This window comes from Vibrio sp. RE86 (assembly GCF_013114545.1).
Taxonomy (GTDB): Bacteria; Pseudomonadota; Gammaproteobacteria; order Enterobacterales; family Vibrionaceae; genus Vibrio.
In genome coordinates this window covers 48,569-74,139 of sequence record NZ_VTXI01000017.1, presented here as the reverse complement: position 1 = coordinate 74,139, position 25,571 = coordinate 48,569, and the positions used below count along the sequence as shown (strand labels likewise).

The window sequence follows — 25,571 nt, the reverse complement described above, 5'->3', positions numbered from 1 at the left end:
CTTTATTATTCGGTCAGGTTGACCAAACTTAGTTAAATTCGAGTTCCACTTGGCCTTTGCCAAGTAGTTGTTTTAAATCATCTAATAGTGCGTCACTTGGCGTTACTCGCCATTCTGTACCTAATGTCAAACGCGCACGTGCATCGGAGCGTTGGTAGTATACATGGACAGGGACACTTCCCGCCCGATGAGGCTCTAGTATTTGACTAAAGCGCTCAAAAAATCGGTCATTGATTTTCGATTCATCGATGGAAACTGATAAGCCTCGTGCATATTTTTCACGAGCTGTTCCCAAATCCATAACTTCGCGCGCGGACATTTTAAGACCACCATTGAAATCATCAAAGCTGACCTGTCCAGAAACCACCAAAATTTTATCGTTTTCTAACAATTCTACGTATCGATCCAGCGCATCGGAGAACAGCATGACCTCCATTCGGCCACTTCTATCGTCCAGAGTCATGAGACCAATACGTGTTCCGCGCTTCGTCGTCATCACGCGAGATGCAATCACTAAGCCCGCAACGGTGACACTTTGATCGCGCCTTGTAGGTGTTGCATCTTTCAATCGGCAACTAGTGTATTTACCCAGCTCTTTAATATACGCATTAACTGGGTGACCCGTTAGATAGAGGCCTAACGTATCACGTTCACCCTCAAGCCACACCTTTTCTGGCCACGGCTCGACTTTGGTGTATTTATTCTCGACTTCTTCTGGCGCTTCTGTCAGTACACCAAATAGGTCACTTTGACCGAAGGCTTCGGCTTGGTGATGTTGGCTTGCCGCTTTAACCGCATCATTGAGTGATGCCATCATTGCTGCACGATGTGGACCTAGTCTATCAAGTGCCCCTGCGTAGATAAGCTTCTCGATGACACGCTTGTTGACTTTCTTTAGATCGATTCGCGCACAGAAATCGAACAGATCCTTAAAGTGGCCATCTTTGTTGCGCGATTCTAGAATCGCTTCAATCGGGCCTTCACCTACACCTTTAATCGCACCGATACCATACACAATTGAACCATCTTCATCGACGTTGAATCGGTACAGACCTGAGTTAATGTCAGGCGGAAGTACTTTGAGCTTCATACGGAAACACTCATCGACCAGGCCGACAACTTTTTCTGTGTTATCCATATCCGCAGTCATTACCGCAGCCATAAATTCCGCTGGGTAATGGGTCTTTAGCCATAAGGTTTGATAAGAGACCAATGCATAAGCTGCTGAGTGCGATTTGTTAAAGCCATAACCTGCGAACTTCTCAACCAAGTCGAAGATTTTCATCGCCAGTTCGCCATCAACGCCGTTAGCTATCGCACCGTCTTCAAAGGTGGCACGTTGCTTGGCCATCTCTTCTGGCTTTTTCTTACCCATCGCACGACGCAGCATGTCCGCACCACCCAGCGTATAGCCAGACAGTACCTGTGCAATCTGCATTACCTGCTCCTGATAGAGGATAATGCCGTACGTTGGTTCAAGGATCTCTTTTAACGAGTCATGCTGCCACTGTTCATCTGGGTAAGAAACCGCTTCGCGCCCGTGTTTACGGTCGATAAAGTTATCTACCATGCCTGACTGAAGTGGGCCCGGGCGGAACAGCGCTACCAGTGCGATGATATCTTCAAAACAGTCTGGCTGAAGTCGCTTGATTAGCTCTTTCATACCGCGTGATTCCAACTGGAATACCGCAGTCGTTTCTGAGTTTTGCAGTAAGTTAAATGACGCTTGGTCCTCCAGCGGGATTGATTCAATCGCGACTGGCGGTTTGCCTTCTTTCTCTAGGCGAGGGTTTATCAACCCAAGTGCCCAGTCAATGATGGTTAATGTTCTTAGACCCAAGAAGTCGAACTTAACCAGACCCGCTGTTTCAACGTCGTTCTTATCAAACTGAGTAACAGGGAAGTGACCTTCCGCATCAGCATAGATAGGTGCAAAGTCAGTGATAGTGGTTGGTGAAATTACAACACCACCAGCGTGCTTACCGGCATTTCGTGTACACCCTTCAAGGATGCGACACATATCGATAAGCTCTTTAATCTCTTCGTCGTTCTCGTAAAGCTCAGGCAAAGCAGGTTCTGCTTTAAACGCTTTCTCGAGCGTCATGCCCGGATCAGGTGGAACTAGCTTCGAAATGCGATCAACAAAGCCAAAGCCATGACCTAGTACTCGACCTACATCTCGAATAACTGCCTTCGCTGCCATAGTACCGAAGGTGATGATCTGCGATACCGCATCTCGACCATACATTTCGGCAACGTGATCGATCACCTGATCGCGTTTATCCATACAGAAGTCGACATCGAAATCGGGCATCGAGACACGTTCAGGGTTCAAAAATCGTTCGAATAGTAGATCGTATTCAAGCGGATCGAGGTCAGTGATCTTAAGTGCATAAGCCACCAAAGAACCTGCACCTGAGCCTCGACCAGGGCCAACGGGGATCGCATTATCTTTTGACCACTGAATGAACTCCATTACGATCAAGAAGTAACCCGGGAACCCCATGTTATTGATTACTTCAAGTTCGATCTTCAGGCGATCGTCATATTCCGGGCGGCGCTCTTCGCGCACTTTCGGGTCTGGGAATAGAAACTCTAGGCGTTCTTCTAGACCCTCTTCAGACTTCTTAACAAGGAACTCGGTCTCTTCCATCCCATCGGTTGGGAAAGCTGGTAGGAAGTATTCATGAAGACGAACCGTTACATTACAACGCTTAGCAATTTCGACACTGTTTTCGAGTGCTTCTGGAATATCAGAGAAGAGTTCACACATCTCCTCTTCTGTGCGTAGATATTGCTGAGGGCTGTAGTTCTTTGGCCTACGCGGATCTTCAAGAGTATAACCATCATGAATCGCCACACGAATTTCATGAGCGTCAAACAGAGACTCTTCGAGAATCACGACTTCATTGGTCGCTACAACCGGTAGTTCACTGTTTTCAGCCAGTTCTAACGCAAAGTGCAGGTAGGTCTCTTCATCAGCGCGTCCGGTTCGAACTAACTCTAGATAAAATCGATTTGGGAAGTGCGTTTGATAGAACTCAACACATTCATCAACCACTTTCTGGTTGCCTTTAAGCAGCGCTTTACCAATTTCGCCGCTTTTACCACCGGATAAAAGGATCACCCCTTCAGACAGTTCTTCTAGCCACGCTTTATCGATCACAGGTTGATGCTGAACATGACCGCGTAAATAAGCTTTGGAGATCAGCAGAGTTAGGTTTTTGTAACCCGTATTATCGGCGGCTATGACCGTTAACTTGGTCAGATCATCACCAAACTCTGGCGACTGCATGAGAAAGTCCGCACCAATGATCGGTTTGATACCACAACCATGTGCAGTGCCATAAAACTTAACCAGGCCACACAGGTTGGTAAAATCGGTCAACGCCATCGCTGGCATGCCCAGTTCGGCCACTTTCTTGACCAAGGGAGGCACTTTAGAGAGGCCGTCAACCATGGAGAAGTCACTATGAACTCGAAGGTGGATAAACTTTGGATCTGACATGAAAAAGGTCCAGAAAGGTAACTAATTTGGAGATTGATTGGGGTATTTTAAGTGAAAAGTAACGACTTATATACCCCAAGAAAGTGCTTTCTACTCGATACCGAGTGCACGTTTGACGGGTTTAAAGCTTTTACGGTGCTCTTCAATCACACCATGCTTCTCGATAGCTTCAAAATGCGCTTTGGTTGGGTAGCCTTTATGCTTAGCAAAACCAAATTCAGGATGAACCTTATCCAGTTCTTCCATCTCTTGGTCACGAACCACTTTGGCAATGATCGACGCAGCACTGATTTCCGCGACTCTCAAATCTCCTTTGACGACAGCTTGAGAATCCATTGACAACTCTGGGCACCGGTTGCCATCAATAAGTGCTAAATCAGGTTGGACCTTAAGCCCCGCAATTGCGCGCTGCATAGCCACCATTGTCGCTTGTAGAATATTCAGCTCATCGATTTCTGAAGGTGAACAACGACCGACTGACCACGCCAACGCTTTTTCCTTTATTTCAGGCAGCAACGCTAAGCGCTTTTTCTCAGATAACTTTTTGGAGTCATTCAACCCTTCGATTGGGTTATTAGGGTCAAGAATAACGGCAGCGGTAACCACATCACCTACCAATGGCCCACGGCCAACTTCATCGATACCCGCCACTCGGTGATATCCTTGTGGGTATTCAAAAGGAGGCAGTTCTTTTTTTTCTTTGGTCATAACTCTACTCTTTGCCGATAAGACGAAGTACTGCGTTAGCCGCTTGTACATCGGCATCTTTACGAATCAAATGGTGCATTTCGGTAAAGCGTTCAATCAGCTCATCGTTGTTAGTGCTAAGCATATTTTCAACAGCAGGTACTAAGTACTGAGGGTCACACTCATCTAAGATGTACTCTTTAACCAACTCTTCTCCAGCCAGAATATTAGGTAGAGAAACATATTCAGTGATCGCCAGCTTTTGCACCAGCCAACCTGTAAATCGATTGACTTTGTACCCAACCACCATAGGTCTTTTTAGTAGCATACACTCCAGTGCGACCGTACCAGAAGCAAGTAACACCGCATCAGACGCTGTAATCACGTTCCGTGCAGTATCTTGCACAATCGTAAATTCAAGCTCAGGTGCGGTTTGCTGCCAAATCTCTTCAAATTGCTGTCTGCGCTTATCATTGACCGCCGCCACAACGAAACCAATGTCAGGGAACTTCTTTTTAATCTCACGGCAGGACTCAATAAACGGCTCGGCGATTAAACCCACTTCACCGCCTCGGCTGCCCGGCAAAACCGCTAGCCACTGCTTATCTTGCTCTAGATTAAGAAGTTCTCTTGCTTCTTGTTGGTCTGGTACGAGTGGAATTGCATCCGCCAATGTGTGTCCAACAAATTCACACGCCACTTGGTACTTATCGTAAAACGCTTTTTCAAATGGTAGGAATGCCAGAACGAGATCCGTCGCTTTATCAATTTTGAAGATTCGCTTCGGACGCCAAGCCCAAACAGAAGGACTAACATAATGGACAGTCTTGATTCCTGCGTTTTTCAAATCGAGTTCTAAACGTAGATTGAAATCAGGAGCATCAATACCTATAAAGACATCGGGGGGATTCTGTGTAAAGTACTTCACTAACTCGGCTTTGACTTTCAAAAGTCGTGGCAGTCGACCAAGAACTTCAACAAGCCCCATAACAGCAAGCTCTTCCATATCAAATAGAGACTCGCAGCCTTGTGCTATCATCTTTGGCCCGCCGATACCGACAAACTCTGCATTAGGGTACTTCTGCTTTATCGCTCTGATGAAACCTTCACCAAGCGTATCTCCTGACAATTCACCGGCGACAATACCAATTCGAAGTGGCTTTTCCATTGCTGAATGACCTATCTAATTTATTGCTTTAAAAAGTAAAAAAGACCGCAACCGTTAGATTGCGATCTTTTAAGCAGCTTAACAACTATTATTAGCGAATAATACCGCGCTCTGAAATCTCTAGCATTTCAAGCATAGGTTTGATTGACTCAAACTCTTTTGCCATTTCAACTAGGCTCTCTTTCGCTTCTTCAAGTGTTTTACCTGAACGGTAGATTTCTTTGTATGCCTTTTGCAACGCGCGAATCTCGGGCTTTTCAAAACCATTTCGCTTCAGGCCAACAAGATTCAAACCAAATGGCGTTGCATGGTTACCCTGTGCAAGTACATATGGAAGAATATCTTGAACAACCGCTGAACAACCACCCGTGTATGAGTACGCACCGATGTTACAGAATGGGTGAATCGCTGATAGTGCCATCACACCTGCATAATCACCGACAGTAACATGGCCACCAAGAATCGCATTGTTACCAATGTGAGTGTGGTTACCAACAATAACGTCATGAGCAACGTGCGCATTCACACACAGTAAGTTATCGTTACCAATAACCGTTGTTGCTTTATCTTGCGTTGTTCCACGGTGAATCTGAACCGCTTCGCGAATCACGTTGCGGTCACCAATCACAACCGTCGTATCTTCACCGCCATACTTCTTATCTTGGTTCTCTTCACCAATCACAGCATGTGGAAAAATACGGTTTTCTTTACCAATGGCAGTGTGACCTTTAATCACAACGTGAGACATTACTTCGGTACCTTCACCAATTTCAATGTTACCTGAAATATAAGTAAAAGGACCAACCGTCACGTTTGCTGCAATCTTTACTTCACCTTCAATAACAGCAGAAGGATGAATCTGAGCCGTTTCATGAATCATATTAAAACTCTCGACGAGCACATTTGAGTTCCGCAGAACATACGACTTCGCCGTCAACTTTCGCAGTGCCTTTAAATGCAGCGATACCGCGGCGCTCTTTGATAAATTCTACTTCAATGATCAACTGATCGCCTGGCACAACTGGTTTACGGAATTTGGCACCGTCCACACTTGCGAAGTAGTACAGTTCGTTGTCTGAAGGGGCACCGAACGATTTAAATGCTAATAGACCTGTCGCTTGAGCCATCGCTTCAAGAATCAATACACCAGGGAATACAGGTAGTTGAGGGAAATGACCTGTAAACTGAGGCTCATTCACTGAAACGTTTTTGATCGCTGTTAGGTATTTCTCTTCCTGGAAATCAATCACGCGGTCGATTAGCAAGAATGGGTAGCGATGTGGTAACAATTCCTGAATTTCAGTGATGTTCATCGTTTTCTGTTCAGTAGTCAAAGTCATATTCCTATTTTGAATGCTAAATTTGGTTGCTGACGAGTATTATATACTCAAGTCTAGGCAAGGGGTAACCTCACCCCAAAATTGGTTGGATATATAGACAAAAAGACTCGCGAATGGCGAGCCTTTTTAGTCAGAAGTGGAATTAAGATTCCTCTTTCTGATCCAGTTGCTTTTCAACAGCTTTTAGGCGTTTGTTCATATCGTCAATACGATGAACGCGAGTAGCCGTTTTACGCCACTCTTTGTTAGGCTGAAGAGGGATGCCCGAAGAGTACATACCTTTCTCTTCAATACTACGCATTACCATGCCCATACCCGTGATGGTCACACCATCAGCGATTTCGATATGACCATTGATAACCGTACCGCCACCAATAATACAGTATTTACCGATTTTAGTACTGCCAGCGACAATCGTACCACCAGCCATCGCTGTACCATATCCGATGTGTACGTTGTGAGCGATCTGCATCTGATTGTCTAAAATGACATTGTCTTCAATGACAGTATCATCAAGTGCACCACGGTCAATGCTTGTACAAGAACCGATCTCTACACGGTTGCCAATACGCACGCTACCAAGCTGAGGAATTTTAATCCACTCGCCTTTTTCGTTTGCATAACCAAAGCCATCAGAACCAATCACGGTATTCGCTTGGATCAAACAGTCACTACCAATCATTACTTCATGGTAAACACTCACGTTTGACCATAGCTTAGAATTAGCACCGATTTTCGCGTTCTTGCCAACAAAACAGCCAGAACCGATAACAACGTTATCACCGAGCTCTACACCTGTTTCGATAACCGCATTTGCACCGATCGATACATTTTCACCAAGTTTTGCATTCTCAGCAATCACAGCTGATGCGGCAATCTCGCTTGCTGGTGCCGGCGTGGTATCTAATGCTTGAGTCACTTTCGCAAACGCCACATAAGGGTCGTCTACAACAAGTACATTTCCATTGCACTGTTCACGCTGAGCTTCCTTTACCATAACAAGTGTCGCTTGACAGTCGCCTAGGTGCTTCGCGTATTTTGGGTTAGACAGGAAAGTGACATGACCTTCCTGTGCTTTATCCATTGGCGCAACCATGGTGACTGTTGCATTTGCATCACCATGTAGCTCGCCCCCGGTAATCGTTGCCAATTCGGCTAGAGAAAGTACTGTCATAGTTCTAATTATTTAAGTGCTTTAATTACGTCTTCAGAAATATTGAATTCAGGTTTGCCGTACTGCATTGTTTGAATATCAATAATGATGTCGTAGCCTTGCTTATCAGCCACTTTCTTCACAGCATCCTGAATCACTTTGAATAGCTTTTGTTTCTCTTGCGCTTCACGACGAGCAGACGCTTGCTCAAGAGCTTGAGCTTTGATCTTGTACTTGCTATCTAGCTGCCCGATCTCAATACGTAGTTTCTCTACTTCATCTTGACCTAGCAGTTCGCCGTCACGCTTAAGCTTTTCAATTTTAGTCTTAGCTTCAGCTTGGATCGCTTTTAGCTCATCCGCTTTATCTTTAAACTCTTCCTGCATGTTCTGCAGTACCACTTCACGTTGAGGAAGTGCCTGGAACACTTGAGCGGTATTTACATAGCCAATCTTTTGCGCAGCTTCTGCCGCATTCGCAAAAAAAGAAGACGTCATAACTAAAAGGCTAAGACCAGCCGCTTTAACTGTTTTATTCACTTTAATTTCCTTTGTATTAGAAGGTTCTGCCGATAGTGAAAGTGAAGAATTCTTCGTCATCACCTTCGTAACTTTCAATTGGTTTCGCCACCGAGAATACTAATGGCCCCATTGGTGACATCCATTGTAGTGCCGCACCATAAGAAGCACGGATGTTCATTGGATCAGAGTAGTCATCGTAATAACGCTCACCTGCATAGCTTGGGTCATACTGGAACTCTGTATCCCACACACTTGCCGCATCAACAAACACACTGGTACGAATTTGGTTACGTACTTCTTCAGACGCAAATGGCGTTGGTACAATCAGCTCCATACTTGCAAGAGCAATAGCGTTACCACCTACTGAATCGTCTGTAGCTGATACACAACTTGCACTGTTACAGCTGCCTGGGTTACCGCCAGTAGTGTAGACCGCTTTAGGACCCGCACTGTTCGAACCAAAACCACGCAGCGTAGTGAAACCACCCGCGTAGTAGTTTTCGTAGAATGGGAATAAGTTGTCGTTACCATCCGTTTGGCCATAACCATTGCCGTAACCTAAACGGCCACGCATCAATAGAGTAAACTCATGCTTCTTGGTAATTGGCACATACTGCCTAACATCATACTGCACTTTAAAGTACTGTGCGTCAGAGCTAGGTACGGTTGCTTTAGCAAATGCACGCTGATAGTTACCCGCTGTCGGGAAGTAACCACGGTTTAGGTTATTTCGAGTCCAAGAAATGTTGACATCAAAGTCATTGGTCAGGATATCACCATCCGCTTGGTTAATACTTTGTGCAAACAACTGAGCTTGGTCATAGGTTGGTACGTTACCAATCTTGTTGTGTGTGTAACCAACACCAAACTCAAAGCGGTTTAGCTCATCAAACGGGAAGCCCCACGTTAAGCTCGCACCATAACTTTCGTTGGTATAGTCAACAATACCCGCTTCAGATGCTTCAAACATGTTGTAGAAGATCTTACCGCCAAGACTGACACCATCAAGGTTCCAGTATGGGTCGCGGTAGTCTAAGCTAATATTCTTTTGGTAGTCGTTCATCATCGCGTTAATACCAACGCGATTACCACTACCAACAAAGTTGTCTTGCTGCAGACCAACCTGGAAGCTCACACCTGATTCTGTACCATAGCCAACACCAAAGTTGACGCTACCTGAGTTCGCTTCTTTGACGTTGTAGACAAGATCGACTTGGTCTTCACTGCCAGGAACGCGGACTGTTTGTACATCAACCGTTTCAAAGAAACCGAGTCGGTTCAGACGGCTCTTACCGGTTTCGATAGATTTCGAGTTAAGCCAGCTGCCTTCCATCTGACGCATTTCGCGACGTAGAACTTCATCTTTAGTTGAGTTGTTGCCGACAAAACGGATATCTCTAACATAGATACGTTTGCCCGCTTCAACATTGACAACAAGTGAAACCGATTGGTTTTCATCATCAAATTCAGGAATCGTTCGAACCTGTGGGTAAGCGTAGCCTGCTTCACCAAGTACGCGTTTGATCCCCTCTTCAAGAGAAGTGACCGCTGAGCCATTGTAAGTTTCACCAGCCTCAAATGGGACTAGGTTTTCAAACTCAGCTTCTTTATCCAGCAGTTCACCACGGAATTTTACATCTTTGACACTGTACGGGAGGCCTTCATTTAGCCCTAAAGTGATGTAAACGCCTTTCTTGTCTGGCGAGATCGCTACTTGAGTCGAGTCAATCTGGAACTTCAGATAACCGCGATCGAGATAGTAAGACTTAAGCGCTTCGATATCACCCGCTAGTACCTGCTTCTGATATTTGTCGTCGGCGAGGAAGTTCCACCATGCAACATCCACGTTCAAATCAAAACGGCTCAGAAGCTCTTCATCGGTGTATTCCGTGTTACCAATAAAGTTAATCTGCTTAATTTTTGCCGACACGCCTTCAGTGAAGACGAACTTCAAATCAGAGCGGTTACGAGGAAGTGGAGTAACAACCGCTTTTACGGTTGCGTTGTACTTACCTACACTGTAGTAGAAGTCTTCTAGGCCTTTCTCAATCGTTGAGAGAGTCGTACGGTCTAATGCTTCACCAACACGAATTCCTGATGCATCTAAGTTTTGCTGAAGTTGTTCTTCTTTGATGGCTTTGTTGCCAGAGAACGAAACACTCGCAATCGTTGGTCGTTCTTTTACCTGAACGACAAGAACATCATTATCACGTAGGACTTTGATATCTTCGAAGTTCCCCGTTGCGTAAAGCGCACGAATCGTCTCAGAGACATCTTGTCCATCGATAGTATCGCCAATTCGAACTGGCATTTTAAGAAGAGCAGCACCGAGCGCGACTCGCTGCAAACCTTCAATCTGGATATCTTGAACTACGAAGTTCTCGGCACCGTTTGCACTGACACTTGTCGCTAACAAAGATGCAAACAGAATATTTTTAATCGCCATATTTGTTTTAGTTATTCCTTACTTCAACCTTTGCTCACTACAAACGAGCAAAATCATTGAAAATTGCCACTGCCATAAGAGAGAAGATAATCGCACCGCCAACGCGGTAACCCATTTCCTGAATTTTTTCAGGGACGGGACGTCTTATTACAGCCTCAATAGCAAAAAACAATAAATGTCCGCCGTCTAACATAGGCAGCGGTACAAGGTTAATAATCCCTAAGTTCACACTGATTAATGCAAGGAAACCTAAGAAGTAGACTAAGCCGTAATCGGCAGTCGTACCGGCTCCTTTTGCGATCGAGATAGGTCCACTTAAGTTATTCAATCCAACATCGCCAACAATCAACTTTTTCAACATGCTGATTGTCAGGCTAATGACCTGACCTGTCTTTTCAACCGCTTTCCCGATTGAATCAATTACACCAAATTGCAGGTCGAAGCGATAATTTTCTGGCCATTCTGCGACCTCAGGTGCGATTCCCGCAAAACCAATTACTCGTCCATCAGAAAGCTCTCGACTGTCTGGCGTAAGTGTTAACGTAACGGGTTGACCATTTCGTTCAATTTGGATCTGCAAAGGTGTATTAGCATGTTGCTGAATCGCTTCCACAACTTGCTGCCAATCCGCGATCTTCACACCCTCAATGTCAGTAATCACATCGCCGCTCTCTAAGCCTGAGCGAGCACCCGCTCCATCTTGAGAAACATTGGTTAAGCGAGCTGTGATTTCTGGGGTGAATGGAACAAATCCGAGTGCTGACATAGCAGACTCTTTTTCTGGGTCAAAGTTCCACTCAGTCAGGTCGAAAACTTTTAACTCTTCAACACCAACTCCATCGGCAGGTGCGACTGTCATTGTCAGTTGTTTATCACCAATATGAGAAATTAACCCCATATTCACCGATTCCCAATCCGCAGTTTTGACGCCAGAAACCGATTTAAGTTCCATCCCTGATTCAAGGCCTGCTTCTGCAGCAATAGAATATGGCGTTACTAGCCCAACCACTGGCTTAACAGCAGGTACACCGATAAGGAAGACCAGCCAGTAGGCAAAGATGGCAAACAAGAAATTAAATATTGGCCCTGCTGCTACAATCGCTGTACGTTTCCAAAGCGGCTTACGGTCGAATGCATAAAGAGGCTCGTCACCTTTAAGGTCATCAACACGACCATCGAGCATCTTAACGTAACCACCAAGAGGAATCACGGACACACTGTATTCAGTGCCATCGGAGCCGACCTTACTCCAAATCGACTTACCAAAGCCAATAGAAAACTTTTCGACTTTTACACCGCAACGGCGTGCAACCCAAAAGTGACCAAACTCATGGACAGCAACTAAAATGCCGAGTGCAACGATAAAGGAAGCAAAGTTCCACAAAATACCTGTCATAGCTTACGCTCACTTACGATAGTTACCGCTAACTCTCTCGCCATTCTATCTAGCTCTATAATGCTTTCCAAGTCACTGCACTGTGACTGACTGCTAGATGCACAGATTTTGTTAGCAACAGATTCATTGACTACGGCGATGTCAGTAAAGCGTAGCTTTCGGCTCAAGAAGGCATCAACCGCAACTTCATTCGCAGCATTCAACGCCGTCGTTGCATGCTGGCCTTCATAACAAGCATCAATGGCAAGCTTCAAACATGGGTAACGAGCAAAGTCAGGCTCTAAAAATGTCAACTCACCCACTTTAGTAAAGTCGAGAGGAGCGACACCCGCAGAGACGCGTTCAGGATAAGAGAGCGTTAGAGCAATAGGAGTTGCCATATCAGGCTCACCCATCTGAGCTAAAACAGAGCCGTCACGATATTGGACCATTGAGTGAATCACCGACTGAGGGTGGATCACGACTTTCAACTGTTCACGACGAGTATTAAAGAGCCATTTCGCTTCAATGTACTCTAAGCCCTTGTTCATCATGGTTGCCGAGTCAACTGAGATTTTAGGCCCCATAGACCAGTTAGGGTGAGCAATGGCTTGTTCTGGCGTCACATCGCTAAGCGTTGCGATATCACTATAGCGGAACGGACCACCAGAGCCAGTTAGAAGGATGTGTTGAATGCCTTGCTCTTCTAATGAGCAGCGACCAAGGTTGGTTTGAATATCACTCGGCAAGCACTGAAAAATCGCATTATGCTCACTGTCGACTGGCATTAGCTCAGCGCCATGTTGCTCTACGGCATCTATAAACAGCTGCCCTGACATCACTAAGGCTTCTTTATTGGCCAGCAATACGCGTTTACCCGCTTTGACAGCAGCCATGGTTGGTAGCAAACCTGCGGCCCCAACAATAGCAGCCATCACAGTGTCGACCTCATCCATCGAAGAGATCTCGCACATTGCATCCACACCAGACAAAACCTGAGTGCTTAATTTGAGTTCAGCTAGCTGTAGCTTCAATGCTTTTGCTGCATTGTCATCAGCCATCACCGCAAATTTCGGCTGCCATTTTTGGCATAGTTCACGCATTTTGGCGACATTACGCCCAGCCGCGAGCGCGACAATCGTGAACTTGTCAGGGTTTTGTTCAATAACTTTAAGAGTGCTAGCACCAATAGAGCCCGTAGCACCAAGAATCGTTAGCTTACGCATAGCAAGAAACCAAGCTGAGTCGAAAGCAGGCCGAAGCCTGCCTTAAAATATGAAGTATAGGAAAGCAAAAACAGGGAACGCAGCTGTTAGACTGTCGATTCGGTCTAATACTCCGCCGTGGCCTGGAATAATGTTGCTGCTGTCTTTGATTCCAGAGACACGTTTGAACATACTTTCAACCAAATCACCCAATACAGAGATAACCACTGTCACCAAAGTAATTCCGATCATCGCGAAAGCACTGCTAAATTGAATATCAAACCACTGCGCAGTGCCCCAACCGACCAACAGAGCAGTAATGATACCGCCAACCAGACCTTCGATAGTCTTATTTGGGCTCACATGAGGGGCCATCTTATGTTTACCAAAGCTCTTACCCGCAAAGTAAGCACCACTATCAGCTGCCCATACAATAAAGCACACATAAAGCACTAACTTAGCGCCATGGTAAGGGTCGAGCTGAATGCCTTCGGCTCTAAGTAATAGGACACTCCAGAAAAATGGCAACAGAGTGAGCACGCCAAAAGCGTGGCGTAAAAGTGATGAGTTTTGCCAAAGAGCGGAAGATTTAGGGTAAGAGATCGCCAGCGCGCTCGCGGCTAGCCACCATATTGAACCAATCGCTAAAATTGCGTAGTGAGAGTCAGTCACAAGATTTAGGCTTAGCGCATCAAAAGGGATAGCCCAAAGGCTGGCTGCGCTAACTGCGACCGTTGGAATCAATGCCATAATACGAGACTTGGCATCAACGAACTGAGTCCATTCCCAGTAGCCAATCATGGTCACAGCGGCCATCGCAACCACAAAAAGTGCCAGAGGGAGTTTGAAGATCCCTAAAATGACCAGTGGAGCAAGGATAAGAGCGGTTATAATTCGTTGTTTCAAACTTTAATCCTTTATTCGCTTTCCATCAGAGCTTTAACTTGTTCACCAGTACAGCCAAAACGGCGTTCACAATTAACAAACCAAGTCACTGCTTCTATCAAGCTATTTTCGTCGAATTCAGGCCAGTAAATCGGCGTAAAGTACATTTCAGCGTAGGCCATCTGCCACAACATGAAGTTGCTAATACGGCACTCTCCGCTGGTTCGAATCATCAAATCAACTTCAGGTAAATCTGCCATTGTGAGGTGCTCAGTAATTAGCTCTTCACTAATATCTTCTTGATTCAACTCACCTGCGGCAACCTTAGCTGAAATTGCTTTTGTCGCCTGCATGATATCCCATTTGCCGCCATAGTTAGCCGCAATATTGATAACCATGCCAGTGTTCGCTTCCGTCATTGCTTCAGCTTGAGCGATCTTTTTCTGTAAGCGATCATTGAAGCGTGAGGTATCACCAATCACTCGTAGGCGTAAATTGTTTTTGTGCAGTTTTTTTACTTCCGTAGAAAGCACTGTGATAAACAACTCCATAAGCACACCGACTTCTTCTTCAGGGCGGCGCCAGTTTTCACTGCTAAAGGCAAATAAAGTAATTGCTTTGATGCCTAGTTTTGCCGATGTAGAAATCGCTTTACGGACTGCTGCAACACCATTCTTGTGACCAAAGACACGAGGTTTACCTTGCGCTTTTGCCCAGCGGCCGTTGCCATCCATGATGATTGCAATATGTTTAGGGAGTAATTCAGGGGAGAGTTGTGAGTTATGCATAAAACATTGATAGATAATCAGCAGGGGACAAAGACTAGCATAAAAAAACGCTGTGCTGCGAGCACAGCGCTATTTATATAGAAAGATTATGGAGAATTAGACTTCCATCAACTCTTTTTCTTTTGATGCTAATACTTCGTCAACCTGCTTAACAGCTGCGTCAGTTAGCTTTTGAATCTCGTCTTGACCTTTACGATCTTCGTCTTCAGAGATTTCTTTATCTTTAAGAAGTGCTTTTAGTTCACCGTTAGCGTCACGACGGATGTTACGGATAGCAACACGGCCACCTTCAGCTTCACCACGAACGATCTTAACTAGGTCTTTACGACGCTCTTCTGTTAGCGGTGGAAGTGGAACGCGGATGATGGTGCCAGCAGACATAGGGTTTAGACCTAGGTCAGACATCATGATCGCTTTTTCAACTTTTGGCGTTAGCTCTTTGTCGAATACTGTGATTGCTAGTGTACGTGCATCTTCAGCAACAACGTTTGCTACTTGGTTTAGAGGCGTTGGTGCACCGTAGTACTCTACTGAAATACCAGAAAGTAGACTTGGGTGTGCACGGCCTGTACGTACTTTAGACAGGTTGTTTTTTAGCGCTTCTACGCTTTTTTCCATGCGCTCTTGAGCGTCTTGTTTGATTTCGTTAATCACAATATCACCTTAATGTGTAAATCTTTCTCGAAGAAAGCCTTTTCGGGAGTCTTCAAAAGGCAATACCGCAGCAACACAGTGCTGCGGTGATTGGAATTACTCTGCGTCGCTGATTAGCGTGCCTTCTGCTTCACCCATTACCACGCGACGAAGTGCGCCTGGTTTATTCATGTTGAATACGCGGATTGGCATTTTGTGGTCACGAGCCAGTGTAAATGCTGCCAAATCCATCACTTTCAGCTCTTTTTCAAGAACAGCGTTGAATGATAGCTTATCATACAGCTCTGCGTCTGGGTTTGCTACCGGGTCAGCCGTAAATACACCATCTACTTTTGTCGCTTTTAGAACTACGTCAGCTTCGATTTCGATACCACGTAGACACGCAGCAGAATCTGTCGTAAAGAATGGGTTACCAGTACCTGCTGAGAAGATAACCACACGGCCCTGGCGTAGTTCGCGGATAGCGTCTGCCCAGTTGTAGTCGTCACACACACCTTTTAGAGGGATTGCTGACATTACGCGAGCATTTACGTATGCACGGTGAAGCGCATCACGCATTGCTAGGCCATTCATTACTGTTGCTAGCATACCCATGTGGTCGCCAACAACGCGGTTCATACCTGCTTCAGCAAGGCCTGCACCACGGAATAGGTTACCACCGCCGATAACCACACCCACTTGAACACCAAGTTCAACTAACTCTTTTACTTCTTGTGCCATGCGATCAAGAACCGCTGGATCGATGCCGAAACCTTCTTCGCCTTGTAGAGCTTCGCCACTCAGTTTTAACAGAATACGTTGATACGCTGGTTTAGGGTTCGTAGTCATGGAGTTTACCTTCCAAATGAGAGTTGTTGATTAACAGTCATGGATAAAGACTTCGTTGAGTCTGCATCCATCACAGCTAAACGATTAACCGCTAGTCATAAAAAGACCGCAGCCATGGCCACGGTCTTAATCGTATAAGCGTTTCTAAGGATTAACCTTTTTGAACCGCTGCTACTTCGTCAGCAAAGCTCATTTCTGCAGCTTTCTCGATACCTTCACCAACTTCTAGGCGAACGAAAGTAGAAACAGAAGCGCCGCGCTCTTTAAGGATTTCGCCAACAGTCTTCTTAGGTTCCATAACGAACGCTTGACCAGTTAGAGAGATCTCGCCAGTGAATTTCTTCATGCGGCCAACAACCATCTTCTCTGCGATTTCAGCTGGCTTGCCTTCGTTCATAGCGATTTCAACTTGAACAGCTTTCTCTTTTTCAACTACGTCAGCAGGTACGTCTTCTGGGTTTACGAACTCAGGACGAGATGCTGCAACGTGCATTGCTACGTGCTTAAGTGTCTCAGCGTCACCTTCACCTGCAACAACTACACCGATCTTCTCACCGTGACGGTAAGCAGCGATAGCAGCGCCTTCAACGTATTGTACGCGACGGATGTTGATGTTTTCACCGATCTTAGCAACTAGAGCTACACGAGTTTCTTCGAACTTAGCTTGAAGCTCTTCAGCAGTTGCTTTAGACGCTAGTGCGTCAGCTGCAACTTCTTCAGCGAATGCTGTGAAGCTTGCATCTTTAGCAACGAAGTCAGTTTGGCAGTTAACTTCAAGAAGAACAGCAACGCCGTTTTCTTCTTTGATGATGATTGCGCCTTCAGCAGCAACGTTACCTGCTTTTTTAGCAGCTTTCGCAGCGCCAGACTTACGCATGTTTTCAATTGCTAGTTCGATGTCGCCGTTTGTTTCATTCAGCGCTTTCTTACAGTCCATCATGCCTGCGCCAGTGCGGTCGCGCAGTTCTTTAACTAGAGCAGCAGTAACAGCCATTCTAAATTCCTCAGTTGATTCTGGATTTGGTAAAAAACAGGGGCCACATCTTCGGCCCCTGCTGATAACTATAACTCAGTTTATACTACAACTTGGTTGCACATAGACTAAGTGTGACTCGGAGCCGCTATTATTCAGCTTCTACGAAACCATCTTTTTCAGCAGCAACAGCTACGTCTTTGTTACGACCTTCAGTTACTGAAGATGCAGCAGCGTTTAGGTAAAGCTGTACTGCACGGATAGCATCGTCGTTACCTGGAATGATGTAGTCAACGCCGTCTGGGTTAGAGTTAGTATCTACCACAGCGTAAACTGGAATACCTAGGTTGTTAGCTTCTTTAATCGCAATGTGTTCGTGATCAGCATCGATTACGAATAGAGCGTCTGGTAGGCCGCCCATGTCTTTGATACCACCAAGAGATTTCTCTAGCTTCTCCATTTCACGAGTGCGCATTAGAGCTTCTTTCTTAGTTAGCTTGTCAAAAGTACCGTCTTGAGCTTGAGCTTCAAGTTCTTTTAGACGCTTGATTGACTGACGAACAGTTTTGTAGTTTGTAAGCATACCGCCTAACCAGCGGTTGTTTACGTAGTACTGGTTGCTTGCGATTGCAGCTTCTTTAACAGCTTCAGATGCAGCGCGCTTAGTACCTACGAATAGAACTTTACCTTTCTTCTCGCCAACTTTAGCTAGTTCAGCTAGAGCTTCGTTGAACATTGGTACAGTTTTTTCTAGGTTGATGATATGAACCTTGTTACGAGCACCAAAGATGAATGGCTTCATTTTTGGGTTCCAGTAACGAGTTTGGTGACCGAAGTGAACACCAGCTTTTAGCATATCGCGCATTGATACAGTTGCCATTTTATAATCCTCTATGGGGTTAGGCCTCCACATCCCCCATAACTCCGACTAGGCTTCTGCCCAGCACCCCGGAATATGTGACGGAATGTGTGTGATTTAAAGATATAAGTTAGTTGGAAGTAACCAGCTTCGCCAACCAAGAGACTTAGCTGAAGAGAACTGACCACAATTCCGGCGCGCTTTATACCATATTTTCGACCTTGCTGGCTAGTAAAAAAACACTATGGGGTGATTTTTGCCGCCTAATTTGACGTACGAAAAGTGAAGAATAATTCTCATTATGCAGGGTTCCTGATAGAATGTGAGCACTCGCACTTAACGTGCAACAGAATTAACTAGAGAAAGCCGATGTCAATCAAGATTAAAACAGCTGAAGAAATCGAACGTATGCGACTAGCGGGCGCGTTGGCCGCTGAAATCCTCGAGATGATCGAACCTCATATTAAAGAGGGTGTAACAACAGATGAGTTAAACCAAATCTGTCATGATTATGGGATTGAAAAAGGCGCTTATTCTGCTCCGCTTGATTACCACGGTTTCCCTAAATCTATCTGTACATCGATCAACCATATCGTATGTCACGGCATCCCTGCATCGGCTGACGAAGTGGGCAGTAACGGTCAAGTGAAGCCTGCTGTACTGAAAAATGGCGACATCATTAACGTCGACATCACTGTAATCATTCCAAATGACGAAAGCGCAGATCTTAGCGTGCGTCCTGAAGGTTACCATGGCGATACGTCTAAGATGTTCTTGGTCGGTGATGTTTCTCCTGCAGATAAGCGCCTATGTATGGTGACACAAGAAGCACTGTACGTAGGTATGCGTACCGTTAAGCCTGGTTCAACGGTTGGCGACATTGGTGTTGCTATTGAAAAGTACATCAAAGAGAACAACAAAAAGAACCCACGTAACAAGTTCTCGATTGTTAAAGACTTCTGTGGCCACGGTATCGGTAATGAATTCCATGAAGAACCGCAAATCGTCCACTACAAAAACAACGATCGCCGCGTATTGAAAGAAGGCATGTGCTTCACTATCGAGCCAATGATTAACGCGGGCAAGTTTGGTGTTACTGTAGATGCTGAAGACGATTGGACGGTGTACACAGGCGATGCTAAAAAATCGGCTCAATACGAGCACACTCTACTTGTGACTAAAACTGGCTGTGAAGTGTTAACTCTGCGTAGCGATGACACCATCCCACGCATGATGAACAACGCTTAACGGCAATCACCTTCTTAAAATATCCCCGCATTGTCGGGGATATTTTTTTATCTGCTCTATTTTGATAGATTAGTTCTTAACAGGACAACTTTGCACGGACTTGCTGTATGCCCTTTCAATCCCCTCTTACCTTTGAAGAGAACCAACTCTCGATAACAGAGTTAAAGCAACAACTCGAACAATTTGCCAATTATCAGAAACAAGAGTTTCTCAATCACCACCCTGTTACAGATTTAGTTCTGGGGCGTGCTGAATACATCGATCTCCTACTAAATCGACTTTGGCAACACTTTGGCTTTTCTGCCCTACCTAATATCAGTTTAGTAGCCGTTGGTGGTTACGGCCGAGGTGAGCTGCATCCTCTATCTGATATCGACATTCTGATTGTGTCAAGAAAAGGACTACCAGAATCCTTGGCTGGAAAGGTCAGTGAGTTCATCACCCTGCTGTGGGATCTGCGCCTAGAAGTCGGCCATGCAGTTCGAAGTGTCGAAGAGTGTGCTGAAATCGGCCGCGAAGATCTCACCGTCGCAACCAACCTGCAGGAAGCAAGGTTACTATGCGGCTGTGAAGAGACCTTCCACCAGCTGCGTATGGTCATTCATTCTGAGGCATTCTGGCCAAGTGAAGTATTTTACAAAGCCAAGATACAAGAGCAACGTGACCGTCACGCCCGCTTCCATGACACTACTTACAACTTGGAGCCCGATATAAAGTCGACTCCTGGTGGCCTGCGGGACATACATACACTCAGTTGGGTCGCTCGCCGTCATTTTGGAGCTACGTCACTGCTTGAAATGAGCCGCTATGGTTTCTTAACTGACGCAGAGTATCGCGAACTCGTTGAGTGTCAGGACTTTTTGTGGCGAGTACGTTTCGCACTGCATAACGAATTGAAGCGCTATGACAATCGCCTCACCTTTGCTCATCAAGCGCAAGTCGCTGAAAGCCTTGGCTATGCTGGTGAAGGGAATCGTGGTGTAGAAATGATGATGAAAGAGTTCTACCGCACCCTACGCCGAGTGGCTGAACTCAATAAGATGCTGCTCAAATTGTTTGATCAAGCGATCTTAAACAACGGTATTGAGGCCGAGCCTGAAATCTTAAGCGATGACTTCCAACGCCGAGGCCACCTCATTGAAGCTCGTAAGCCTGCCTTATTTCAAGCAAGACCAGAAACCATTCTTGATATGTTTTTGCATATCGCCAATGACTCAACCATTGAAGGGGTTGCACCACCTACTCTGCGACAGTTAAGAACCGCCCGACGAAGACTGAACAAGTTTTTGCATACTATCCCTGAAGCTCGTGAGAAGTTTATGGATTTATGTCGCCATCCCAATGCCCTGCACAAAGCGTTTAGCTTGATGCACAAATTGGGCGTATTGGCGGCCTATCTACCTCAGTGGAGCCAGATCGTCGGTCAGATGCAGTTTGACCTGTTTCACGTCTACACAGTCGATGAGCATAGCGTGCGTTTGCTCAAGCATATCAACACCTTTAGCTATGCGAAAAACCACGAGAAGCACCCTATTTGCTGCGAAGTCTACCCGCGTATCCAAAAGAAAGAGCTGCTCATCATCGCGGCAATCTTCCATGATATTGGTAAGGGCCGAGGGGGTGACCATTCAGTTATTGGCGAAGGTGAAGCCTACACATTCTGTATTGAACATGGGCTATCAAAGCCAGAGGCGAAGTTAGTCTCTTGGCTTGTACGTAACCATCTACTGATGTCTGTCACTGCTCAGCGCCGAGATATCTACGACCCAGAGGTGATTACTGAATTTGCCAAGAAAGTACGTGATGAAGAGTACTTAGAATACCTTGTTTGTTTAACGGTAGCGGATATCTGCGCAACCAACCCCGAGTTATGGAACAGTTGGAAACGTACTCTTCTTGCCGAGCTTTTCTATTCGACCCAACGTGCACTGCGCCGAGGACTCGAAAACCCTGTTGATGTGAGAGAACGCATTCGCCACAACCAACAACTGGCCTCAGCACTATTGCGCAAAGAGGGCTTTACAGCACGTGAAATTGAAGTGCTTTGGCAACGCTTTAAAGCCGATTACTTCTTGCGTCATACTCATAAGCAGATCGCTTGGCACTGTATGAACCTACTGCGCCATGAAGACCACTCTCAGCCTCTGATTCTGATATCAAAGAAATCAACGCGAGGCGGTACCGAAGTCTTCATTTACAGCAAAGACCAACACGCCCTGTTTGCTTCTGTTGTCGCAGAGCTAGATAGACGAAACTTTAACGTACACGACGCGCAAGTCATGACAAGTAAAGATGGGTTTGTGCTAGATACCTTTATGGTGCTCGACCAGCAAGGCGAGGCCATCGATGAGAGCCGTCATAAAGCCGTAACGAAACATTTAGCTCACGTGCTCGCTGACGGACGACCAACAAAGATCAAACGACGTCGAACGCCGCGTAACCTTCAGCATTTCAAAGTCAAAACGAAAGTCGATTTCTTGCCAACGAAAAGTAAGAAACGCACCTTGCTTGAATTTGTCGCTTTGGATACACCAGGGTTACTTGCCACCGTAGGTGCTACCTTTGCAGATCAAGGTGTTCACCTTCACGCCGCTAAGATCACCACTATCGGCGAACGAGCTGAGGATTTATTTATCATCACCAGTCAAAGTGGCGGCAAATTGACGGAAGAAGAGCAAATTGGATTGCGTGAAGCGCTAACGAAAAACATCGCTGAACTCGCGCCTTGAGCGATCTCTAGCACAAGTTATTAACTTGTCTAAAAAAGGGCTGTCTACCACGATCATAGGCTGCTACATTAGTTATTGAATTAATCACTTCAACACTATAGAGGTAGCCTATGTATCCACACCTCACTGGTTTAGGTATTCAAGATCCTAAGCAAATTGAGCGCTATTCCCTTCGCCAAGAAGCGCACAAGGACGTGTTAAAAATCTATTTTCACAAGCAGAAAGGTGAGCTGTTTGCGAAAAGCGTGAAGTTCAAGTATCCACGACAAGTAAAGAATGTGCTTGTTGATAGCGGTAGCCACAAATATCGTGAAGTTACTGAGATCAACCGCAACCTAACGCTCGTCATTGATGAACTGAATCAACTAACCAAACCAGAAAAAGCGGTTGAAGTGGATGTAAAACAGAAGATCTTGTCTGATCTTCGCCACTTGGAGAAAGTGGTTTCAAGTAAGATCGCCGAGATCGAAGCGGATCTAGAGAAGCTGAAGTAACAAGTTTTTATAGACTCAGGGGCTGGTAACGAGTTACCAGCCCCTTTTTTTAAACCAACCAGCCTGCGTATTTGCCGACCAAGTAGAGCGCCACACCAGCCATCACACCGGCAACAATATCATCAATCATGATGCCCAGACCGCCATGAACACGTTTATCTAACCAACCAATCGGCCAAGGTTTTACCATATCGAAAAAGCGAAACAGTACAAAACCTGTTAATAGCCACTTCCAGTCCGTCGCCGATAGGTTAAACAGCGGTACCACCAGCATGGTAATCCAAAAGCCTGCAAACTCATCCCAGACAATTGAGCCATGATCATGAACCCCCATATCGTCAGAGGTCACTTGGCAAATCTTAACGCCAATAATGCACGAAATAACCACAGCAATGATGTAGATAGGCAGAGGCAGCTGAACAAGAAGTAGATAAAACGGAATGGCCGCCAATGTTCCCATCGTCCCTGGGACAATCGGTGAGAGCCCACTACCGAAGCCCGTAGCCAATAGATGCCAAGGATTTTTCAGAGAAATAAGCGTTAGAGGGTTTGTCATAATGATATTATTCTACTTAAAGTGATCGTATCCACTGAGATCCCAGTCAATCGGTTGACCGTTAGAGTGGAGTTCAAAGGTACCTTGAGGCCTGATCTGCCCGATACAGGTCACCTTAGCGCCGCAATGGGCTAACGTGCTCTCAATCGAGCCTTTGTTATGTTCTGGCACAGTAAAGCACAGTTCATACTCTTCACCACTCGACAACGCATATTGCTGGGCGATTGCGGCTGAATCGACAAACTGAAGAAGCTCATTAGAAACGGGAAGCGATGCTACGTCAATGCTTACACCGACCTGAGAACGTTTCAGAATATGTTTTACATCTGAAATAACGCCATCTGAAATATCGATGGCTGAACTCGCTAAATTCAATAGAGCTTGGCCTACTAGCACTCTTGGCGTGGACAGATAGTGCCTTTTCTCAAGCTCTTCTGCGTATGGCTTACTCTTAAGCTCAGAGTTAAGCACGACATCCAACCCAGCTTTACTGTCGCCTAGGTTCCCCGTGACATAGACCCAATCCCCCACTTTAGCGCCATCACGTCGTAGAGCTTTGTGAGGGTCAACCAAGCCCTGCACGGTCAACGTTAAACTCAAAGGGCCTTTAGTCGTATCACCGCCGATCAACTGGATATCAAAGTAGTTGGCTAACTCAAAGAACGCATCACAGAAAGGGGCTAGCCATGCTTCATCAGGTTCAGGCATGGTCAAAGCAAACGAAACCCAAGCAGGCGTCGCGCCCATTGCAGCTAGGTCGCTAATATTAGAAGCCAACGCTTTGTGTGCAACCCAGGCAGGATTTGCCTCAGCAAGAAAATGCGTCCCCGCAACAAGAGTATCGGTACTTACAGCAATAGAGAGGTTTTGTGGCGCTTGAACTAAAGCACAGTCATCTCCAGCAGCCAAAAGAACGTCTTTTCGCCCTTTCTGACGACCAACAAAATACTTTTCGATTAGATTAAATTCACCGGACATAATGAAGCCATTTTTTAATTATCGATTCTGTGAATAACAAGCATAAAAAAGGTCAGCATGTGCTGACCTTTTACTAATCTTAGTCGATTACTTCTTACGTACGTGAGGTGCTGCTTTATCTAGTACACCGTTCACGAACTTGTGGCTCTCTTCTGCTGCGAAAACTTTTGCAAGTTCAATCGCTTCGTTGATTACCACTTTGTAAGGTACATCTTCACGACGTGTCATTTCATACATAGCAAGACGAAGCAGTGCAAGCTCCATCATGTCCAAGTCTTGCATTGGGCGTGCTGTGTATGGACGAATCTTACTATCTAGCTCTGTGTGACTTAGCACAACACCTGTTAGTAGGTCACGGAAGTATGCAACGTCTGTGTCTGGAGTAGAAAGTGCCGGCTCAGAAGCATGATGTTCTTCTTCATCATACTTACCACCTGACAAGAATTGCTCCTCGATAGTAGCAACATTTTCTTTAGTAATTTGCCAAGAGTAGATCGCTTGTAGAGCGAATCGACGTGCATTACGACGTGCGGCTGGTTTCACACTGGCCCCCATTAGGAATCGATTTCTGAAAGAACGTTTATCATCTCAAGTGCGCTTAGTGCAGCCTCTGCACCTTTATTACCAGCCTTGGTTCCTGCGCGCTCAATTGCTTGGTCAATTGTATCAACCGTCAATACGCCGAATGCGACTGGAAGAGAGTATTCCAGAGACACTTGCGCAAGACCTTTGTTACATTCACTACAAACATAGTCAAAGTGTGGTGTACCACCGCGGATTACCGTACCAAGAGATACGATTGCATCAAACTTACCCGTTTTAGCAACACGCTGAGCCACAAGTGGAAGTTCAACTGCACCAGGGCAACGAACAACAGTAATGTTCTCTTCGCTTACTTGGCCATGGCGCTTTAAAGTATCGATTGCACCAGACAATAGACTTTCGTTAATAAAACTGTTGAAACGAGCAATAACGATAGCAATTTTTGCGTTTGGCGCTGGGAAGCCACCCTCGATCACTTTCATAAGCCTTCCTTTAACTATGTTCATCAAGTGAGAATCGCCGGATTCTAGCACAAATCTGTGAGCAATATCTAATGGAAATTTAGCATTACTCGTCGTGTTCACAACAGATTGAAAACAAAGAAGGCAAATGCTGAAACATTTGCCTTCTTAA

At 45.6% G+C, this 25,571-nt stretch carries 23 protein-coding genes; 3 read left to right on the top strand and 20 right to left on the bottom strand.

Features of this window, described 5'->3' with window-relative positions; genetic code table 11:
• Window positions 1-28: 28 nt before the first annotated feature.
• The 16 genes from dnaE to rpsB all read right to left on the bottom strand — a co-directional run bounded on the left by dnaE (window position 29) and on the right by rpsB (window position 18,411).
• Window positions 29-3,508, bottom strand: coding sequence for a DNA polymerase III subunit alpha (gene dnaE / locus F0231_RS15740; RefSeq protein WP_171760655.1), 3,480 nt, complete (start codon window positions 3,506-3,508; stop codon window positions 29-31).
• Window positions 3,509-3,598: 90 nt separating this feature from the next.
• A complete protein-coding gene (gene rnhB, locus F0231_RS15735) occupies window positions 3,599-4,216 on the bottom strand; it encodes a ribonuclease HII (RefSeq protein ID WP_171760654.1) in 618 nt (205 codons plus the stop codon).
• A gap of 4 nt (window positions 4,217-4,220) precedes the next feature.
• On the bottom strand, window positions 4,221-5,363 hold the full coding sequence (gene lpxB / locus F0231_RS15730) for a lipid-A-disaccharide synthase (RefSeq protein WP_171760653.1): 1,143 nt from the start codon (window positions 5,361-5,363) through the stop codon (window positions 4,221-4,223).
• A gap of 91 nt (window positions 5,364-5,454) precedes the next feature.
• Complete coding sequence (gene lpxA / locus F0231_RS15725) at window positions 5,455-6,243, bottom strand: acyl-ACP--UDP-N-acetylglucosamine O-acyltransferase (RefSeq protein WP_171760652.1); 789 nt, start codon at window positions 6,241-6,243, stop codon at window positions 5,455-5,457.
• A 1-nt stretch (window position 6,244) separates the two neighbouring features.
• Window positions 6,245-6,697, bottom strand: coding sequence for a 3-hydroxyacyl-ACP dehydratase FabZ (gene fabZ / locus F0231_RS15720; protein ID WP_171760651.1), 453 nt, complete (start codon window positions 6,695-6,697; stop codon window positions 6,245-6,247).
• A gap of 148 nt (window positions 6,698-6,845) precedes the next feature.
• Window positions 6,846-7,877: a UDP-3-O-(3-hydroxymyristoyl)glucosamine N-acyltransferase gene (lpxD, locus tag F0231_RS15715; protein WP_171760650.1), complete on the bottom strand. Its 1,032-nt coding sequence runs from the start codon at window positions 7,875-7,877 to the stop codon at window positions 6,846-6,848.
• Window positions 7,878-7,885: 8 nt separating this feature from the next.
• The gene (locus tag F0231_RS15710; protein WP_171760649.1) at window positions 7,886-8,395 is read right to left on the bottom strand and encodes an OmpH family outer membrane protein; all 510 of its coding nucleotides are present in this window, start codon (window positions 8,393-8,395) and stop codon (window positions 7,886-7,888) included.
• A gap of 16 nt (window positions 8,396-8,411) precedes the next feature.
• Entirely contained in the window at window positions 8,412-10,823 is a 2,412-nt protein-coding gene (bamA, locus tag F0231_RS15705) for an outer membrane protein assembly factor BamA (RefSeq protein ID WP_171760648.1), read from the bottom strand.
• A gap of 37 nt (window positions 10,824-10,860) precedes the next feature.
• Entirely contained in the window at window positions 10,861-12,219 is a 1,359-nt protein-coding gene (rseP, locus tag F0231_RS15700) for a sigma E protease regulator RseP (RefSeq protein WP_171760647.1), read from the bottom strand.
• Window positions 12,216-13,424 carry a 1-deoxy-D-xylulose-5-phosphate reductoisomerase gene (gene ispC, locus F0231_RS15695; RefSeq protein WP_171760646.1) on the bottom strand — a complete coding sequence of 403 codons (1,209 nt, stop codon included), beginning with the start codon at window positions 13,422-13,424 and terminating at the stop codon, window positions 12,216-12,218. The genes rseP and ispC overlap by 4 nt, the downstream gene beginning before the upstream one ends.
• Before the next feature lie 42 nt (window positions 13,425-13,466).
• A complete protein-coding gene (locus tag F0231_RS15690) occupies window positions 13,467-14,309 on the bottom strand; it encodes a phosphatidate cytidylyltransferase (protein WP_171760645.1) in 843 nt (280 codons plus the stop codon).
• A gap of 11 nt (window positions 14,310-14,320) precedes the next feature.
• Window positions 14,321-15,076 carry an isoprenyl transferase gene (locus tag F0231_RS15685; protein WP_171760644.1) on the bottom strand — a complete coding sequence of 252 codons (756 nt, stop codon included), beginning with the start codon at window positions 15,074-15,076 and terminating at the stop codon, window positions 14,321-14,323.
• A 96-nt stretch (window positions 15,077-15,172) separates the two neighbouring features.
• Complete coding sequence (frr, locus tag F0231_RS15680; RefSeq protein ID WP_171760643.1) at window positions 15,173-15,730, bottom strand: ribosome recycling factor; 558 nt, start codon at window positions 15,728-15,730, stop codon at window positions 15,173-15,175.
• 96 nt (window positions 15,731-15,826) lie between these two features.
• Window positions 15,827-16,558, bottom strand: coding sequence for a UMP kinase (pyrH, locus tag F0231_RS15675; RefSeq protein WP_171760642.1), 732 nt, complete (start codon window positions 16,556-16,558; stop codon window positions 15,827-15,829).
• 151 nt (window positions 16,559-16,709) lie between these two features.
• Window positions 16,710-17,552: a translation elongation factor Ts gene (gene tsf, locus F0231_RS15670; RefSeq protein WP_171760641.1), complete on the bottom strand. Its 843-nt coding sequence runs from the start codon at window positions 17,550-17,552 to the stop codon at window positions 16,710-16,712.
• A gap of 130 nt (window positions 17,553-17,682) precedes the next feature.
• On the bottom strand, window positions 17,683-18,411 hold the full coding sequence (gene rpsB / locus F0231_RS15665) for a 30S ribosomal protein S2 (RefSeq protein WP_171760640.1): 729 nt from the start codon (window positions 18,409-18,411) through the stop codon (window positions 17,683-17,685).
• A 348-nt stretch (window positions 18,412-18,759) separates the two neighbouring features.
• Here rpsB and map point away from each other — a divergent pair, with 348 nt between their 5' ends.
• The 3 genes from map (at window position 18,760) to F0231_RS15650 (ending at window position 22,861) form a co-directional block, all read left to right on the top strand.
• Complete coding sequence (gene map, locus F0231_RS15660) at window positions 18,760-19,638, top strand: type I methionyl aminopeptidase (protein ID WP_171760639.1); 879 nt, start codon at window positions 18,760-18,762, stop codon at window positions 19,636-19,638.
• 107 nt (window positions 19,639-19,745) lie between these two features.
• Entirely contained in the window at window positions 19,746-22,367 is a 2,622-nt protein-coding gene (glnD, locus tag F0231_RS15655; RefSeq protein ID WP_171760638.1) for a bifunctional uridylyltransferase/uridylyl-removing protein GlnD, read from the top strand.
• 110 nt (window positions 22,368-22,477) lie between these two features.
• Complete coding sequence (locus tag F0231_RS15650) at window positions 22,478-22,861, top strand: DUF3461 family protein (protein ID WP_171760637.1); 384 nt, start codon at window positions 22,478-22,480, stop codon at window positions 22,859-22,861.
• Window positions 22,862-22,910: 49 nt separating this feature from the next.
• On the opposite strand, the gene pgpA is transcribed toward F0231_RS15650, so the two are convergent.
• The 4 genes from pgpA to ribE form a co-directional block, all read right to left on the bottom strand.
• On the bottom strand, window positions 22,911-23,417 hold the full coding sequence (gene pgpA / locus F0231_RS15645; RefSeq protein WP_171760636.1) for a phosphatidylglycerophosphatase A: 507 nt from the start codon (window positions 23,415-23,417) through the stop codon (window positions 22,911-22,913).
• Window positions 23,418-23,429: 12 nt separating this feature from the next.
• Window positions 23,430-24,395 carry a thiamine-phosphate kinase gene (thiL, locus tag F0231_RS15640; RefSeq protein WP_171760635.1) on the bottom strand — a complete coding sequence of 322 codons (966 nt, stop codon included), beginning with the start codon at window positions 24,393-24,395 and terminating at the stop codon, window positions 23,430-23,432.
• A gap of 87 nt (window positions 24,396-24,482) precedes the next feature.
• Window positions 24,483-24,950 carry a transcription antitermination factor NusB gene (nusB, locus tag F0231_RS15635; protein WP_005473507.1) on the bottom strand — a complete coding sequence of 156 codons (468 nt, stop codon included), beginning with the start codon at window positions 24,948-24,950 and terminating at the stop codon, window positions 24,483-24,485.
• Entirely contained in the window at window positions 24,950-25,420 is a 471-nt protein-coding gene (gene ribE / locus F0231_RS15630; RefSeq protein ID WP_171760634.1) for a 6,7-dimethyl-8-ribityllumazine synthase, read from the bottom strand. Before ribE ends, nusB begins: the two co-directional genes overlap by 1 nt.
• Window positions 25,421-25,571: the final 151 nt, after the last annotated feature.

Coding starts and splice junctions, on each gene's coding strand:
- bamA (WP_171760648.1), bottom strand. CDS start 10,823: ATGGCGATTAAAAATATTCTGTTTGCATCTTTGTTAGCGACAAGTGTC.
- thiL (WP_171760635.1), bottom strand. CDS start 24,395: ATGTCCGGTGAATTTAATCTAATCGAAAAGTATTTTGTTGGTCGTCAG.
- ribE (WP_171760634.1), bottom strand. CDS start 25,420: ATGAAAGTGATCGAGGGTGGCTTCCCAGCGCCAAACGCAAAAATTGCT.
- nusB (WP_005473507.1), bottom strand. CDS start 24,950: ATGGGGGCCAGTGTGAAACCAGCCGCACGTCGTAATGCACGTCGATTC.
- map (WP_171760639.1), top strand. CDS start 18,760: ATGTCAATCAAGATTAAAACAGCTGAAGAAATCGAACGTATGCGACTA.
- ispC (WP_171760646.1), bottom strand. CDS start 13,424: ATGCGTAAGCTAACGATTCTTGGTGCTACGGGCTCTATTGGTGCTAGC.
- rseP (WP_171760647.1), bottom strand. CDS start 12,219: ATGACAGGTATTTTGTGGAACTTTGCTTCCTTTATCGTTGCACTCGGC.
- tsf (WP_171760641.1), bottom strand. CDS start 17,552: ATGGCTGTTACTGCTGCTCTAGTTAAAGAACTGCGCGACCGCACTGGC.
- dnaE (WP_171760655.1), bottom strand. CDS start 3,508: ATGTCAGATCCAAAGTTTATCCACCTTCGAGTTCATAGTGACTTCTCC.
- pgpA (WP_171760636.1), bottom strand. CDS start 23,417: ATGACAAACCCTCTAACGCTTATTTCTCTGAAAAATCCTTGGCATCTA.
- lpxD (WP_171760650.1), bottom strand. CDS start 7,877: ATGACAGTACTTTCTCTAGCCGAATTGGCAACGATTACCGGGGGCGAG.
- rpsB (WP_171760640.1), bottom strand. CDS start 18,411: ATGGCAACTGTATCAATGCGCGATATGCTAAAAGCTGGTGTTCACTTC.
- rnhB (WP_171760654.1), bottom strand. CDS start 4,216: ATGACCAAAGAAAAAAAAGAACTGCCTCCTTTTGAATACCCACAAGGA.
- F0231_RS15685 (WP_171760644.1), bottom strand. CDS start 15,076: ATGCATAACTCACAACTCTCCCCTGAATTACTCCCTAAACATATTGCA.
- lpxA (WP_171760652.1), bottom strand. CDS start 6,243: ATGATTCATGAAACGGCTCAGATTCATCCTTCTGCTGTTATTGAAGGT.
- glnD (WP_171760638.1), top strand. CDS start 19,746: ATGCCCTTTCAATCCCCTCTTACCTTTGAAGAGAACCAACTCTCGATA.
- lpxB (WP_171760653.1), bottom strand. CDS start 5,363: ATGGAAAAGCCACTTCGAATTGGTATTGTCGCCGGTGAATTGTCAGGA.
- F0231_RS15650 (WP_171760637.1), top strand. CDS start 22,478: ATGTATCCACACCTCACTGGTTTAGGTATTCAAGATCCTAAGCAAATT.
- pyrH (WP_171760642.1), bottom strand. CDS start 16,558: ATGACTACGAACCCTAAACCAGCGTATCAACGTATTCTGTTAAAACTG.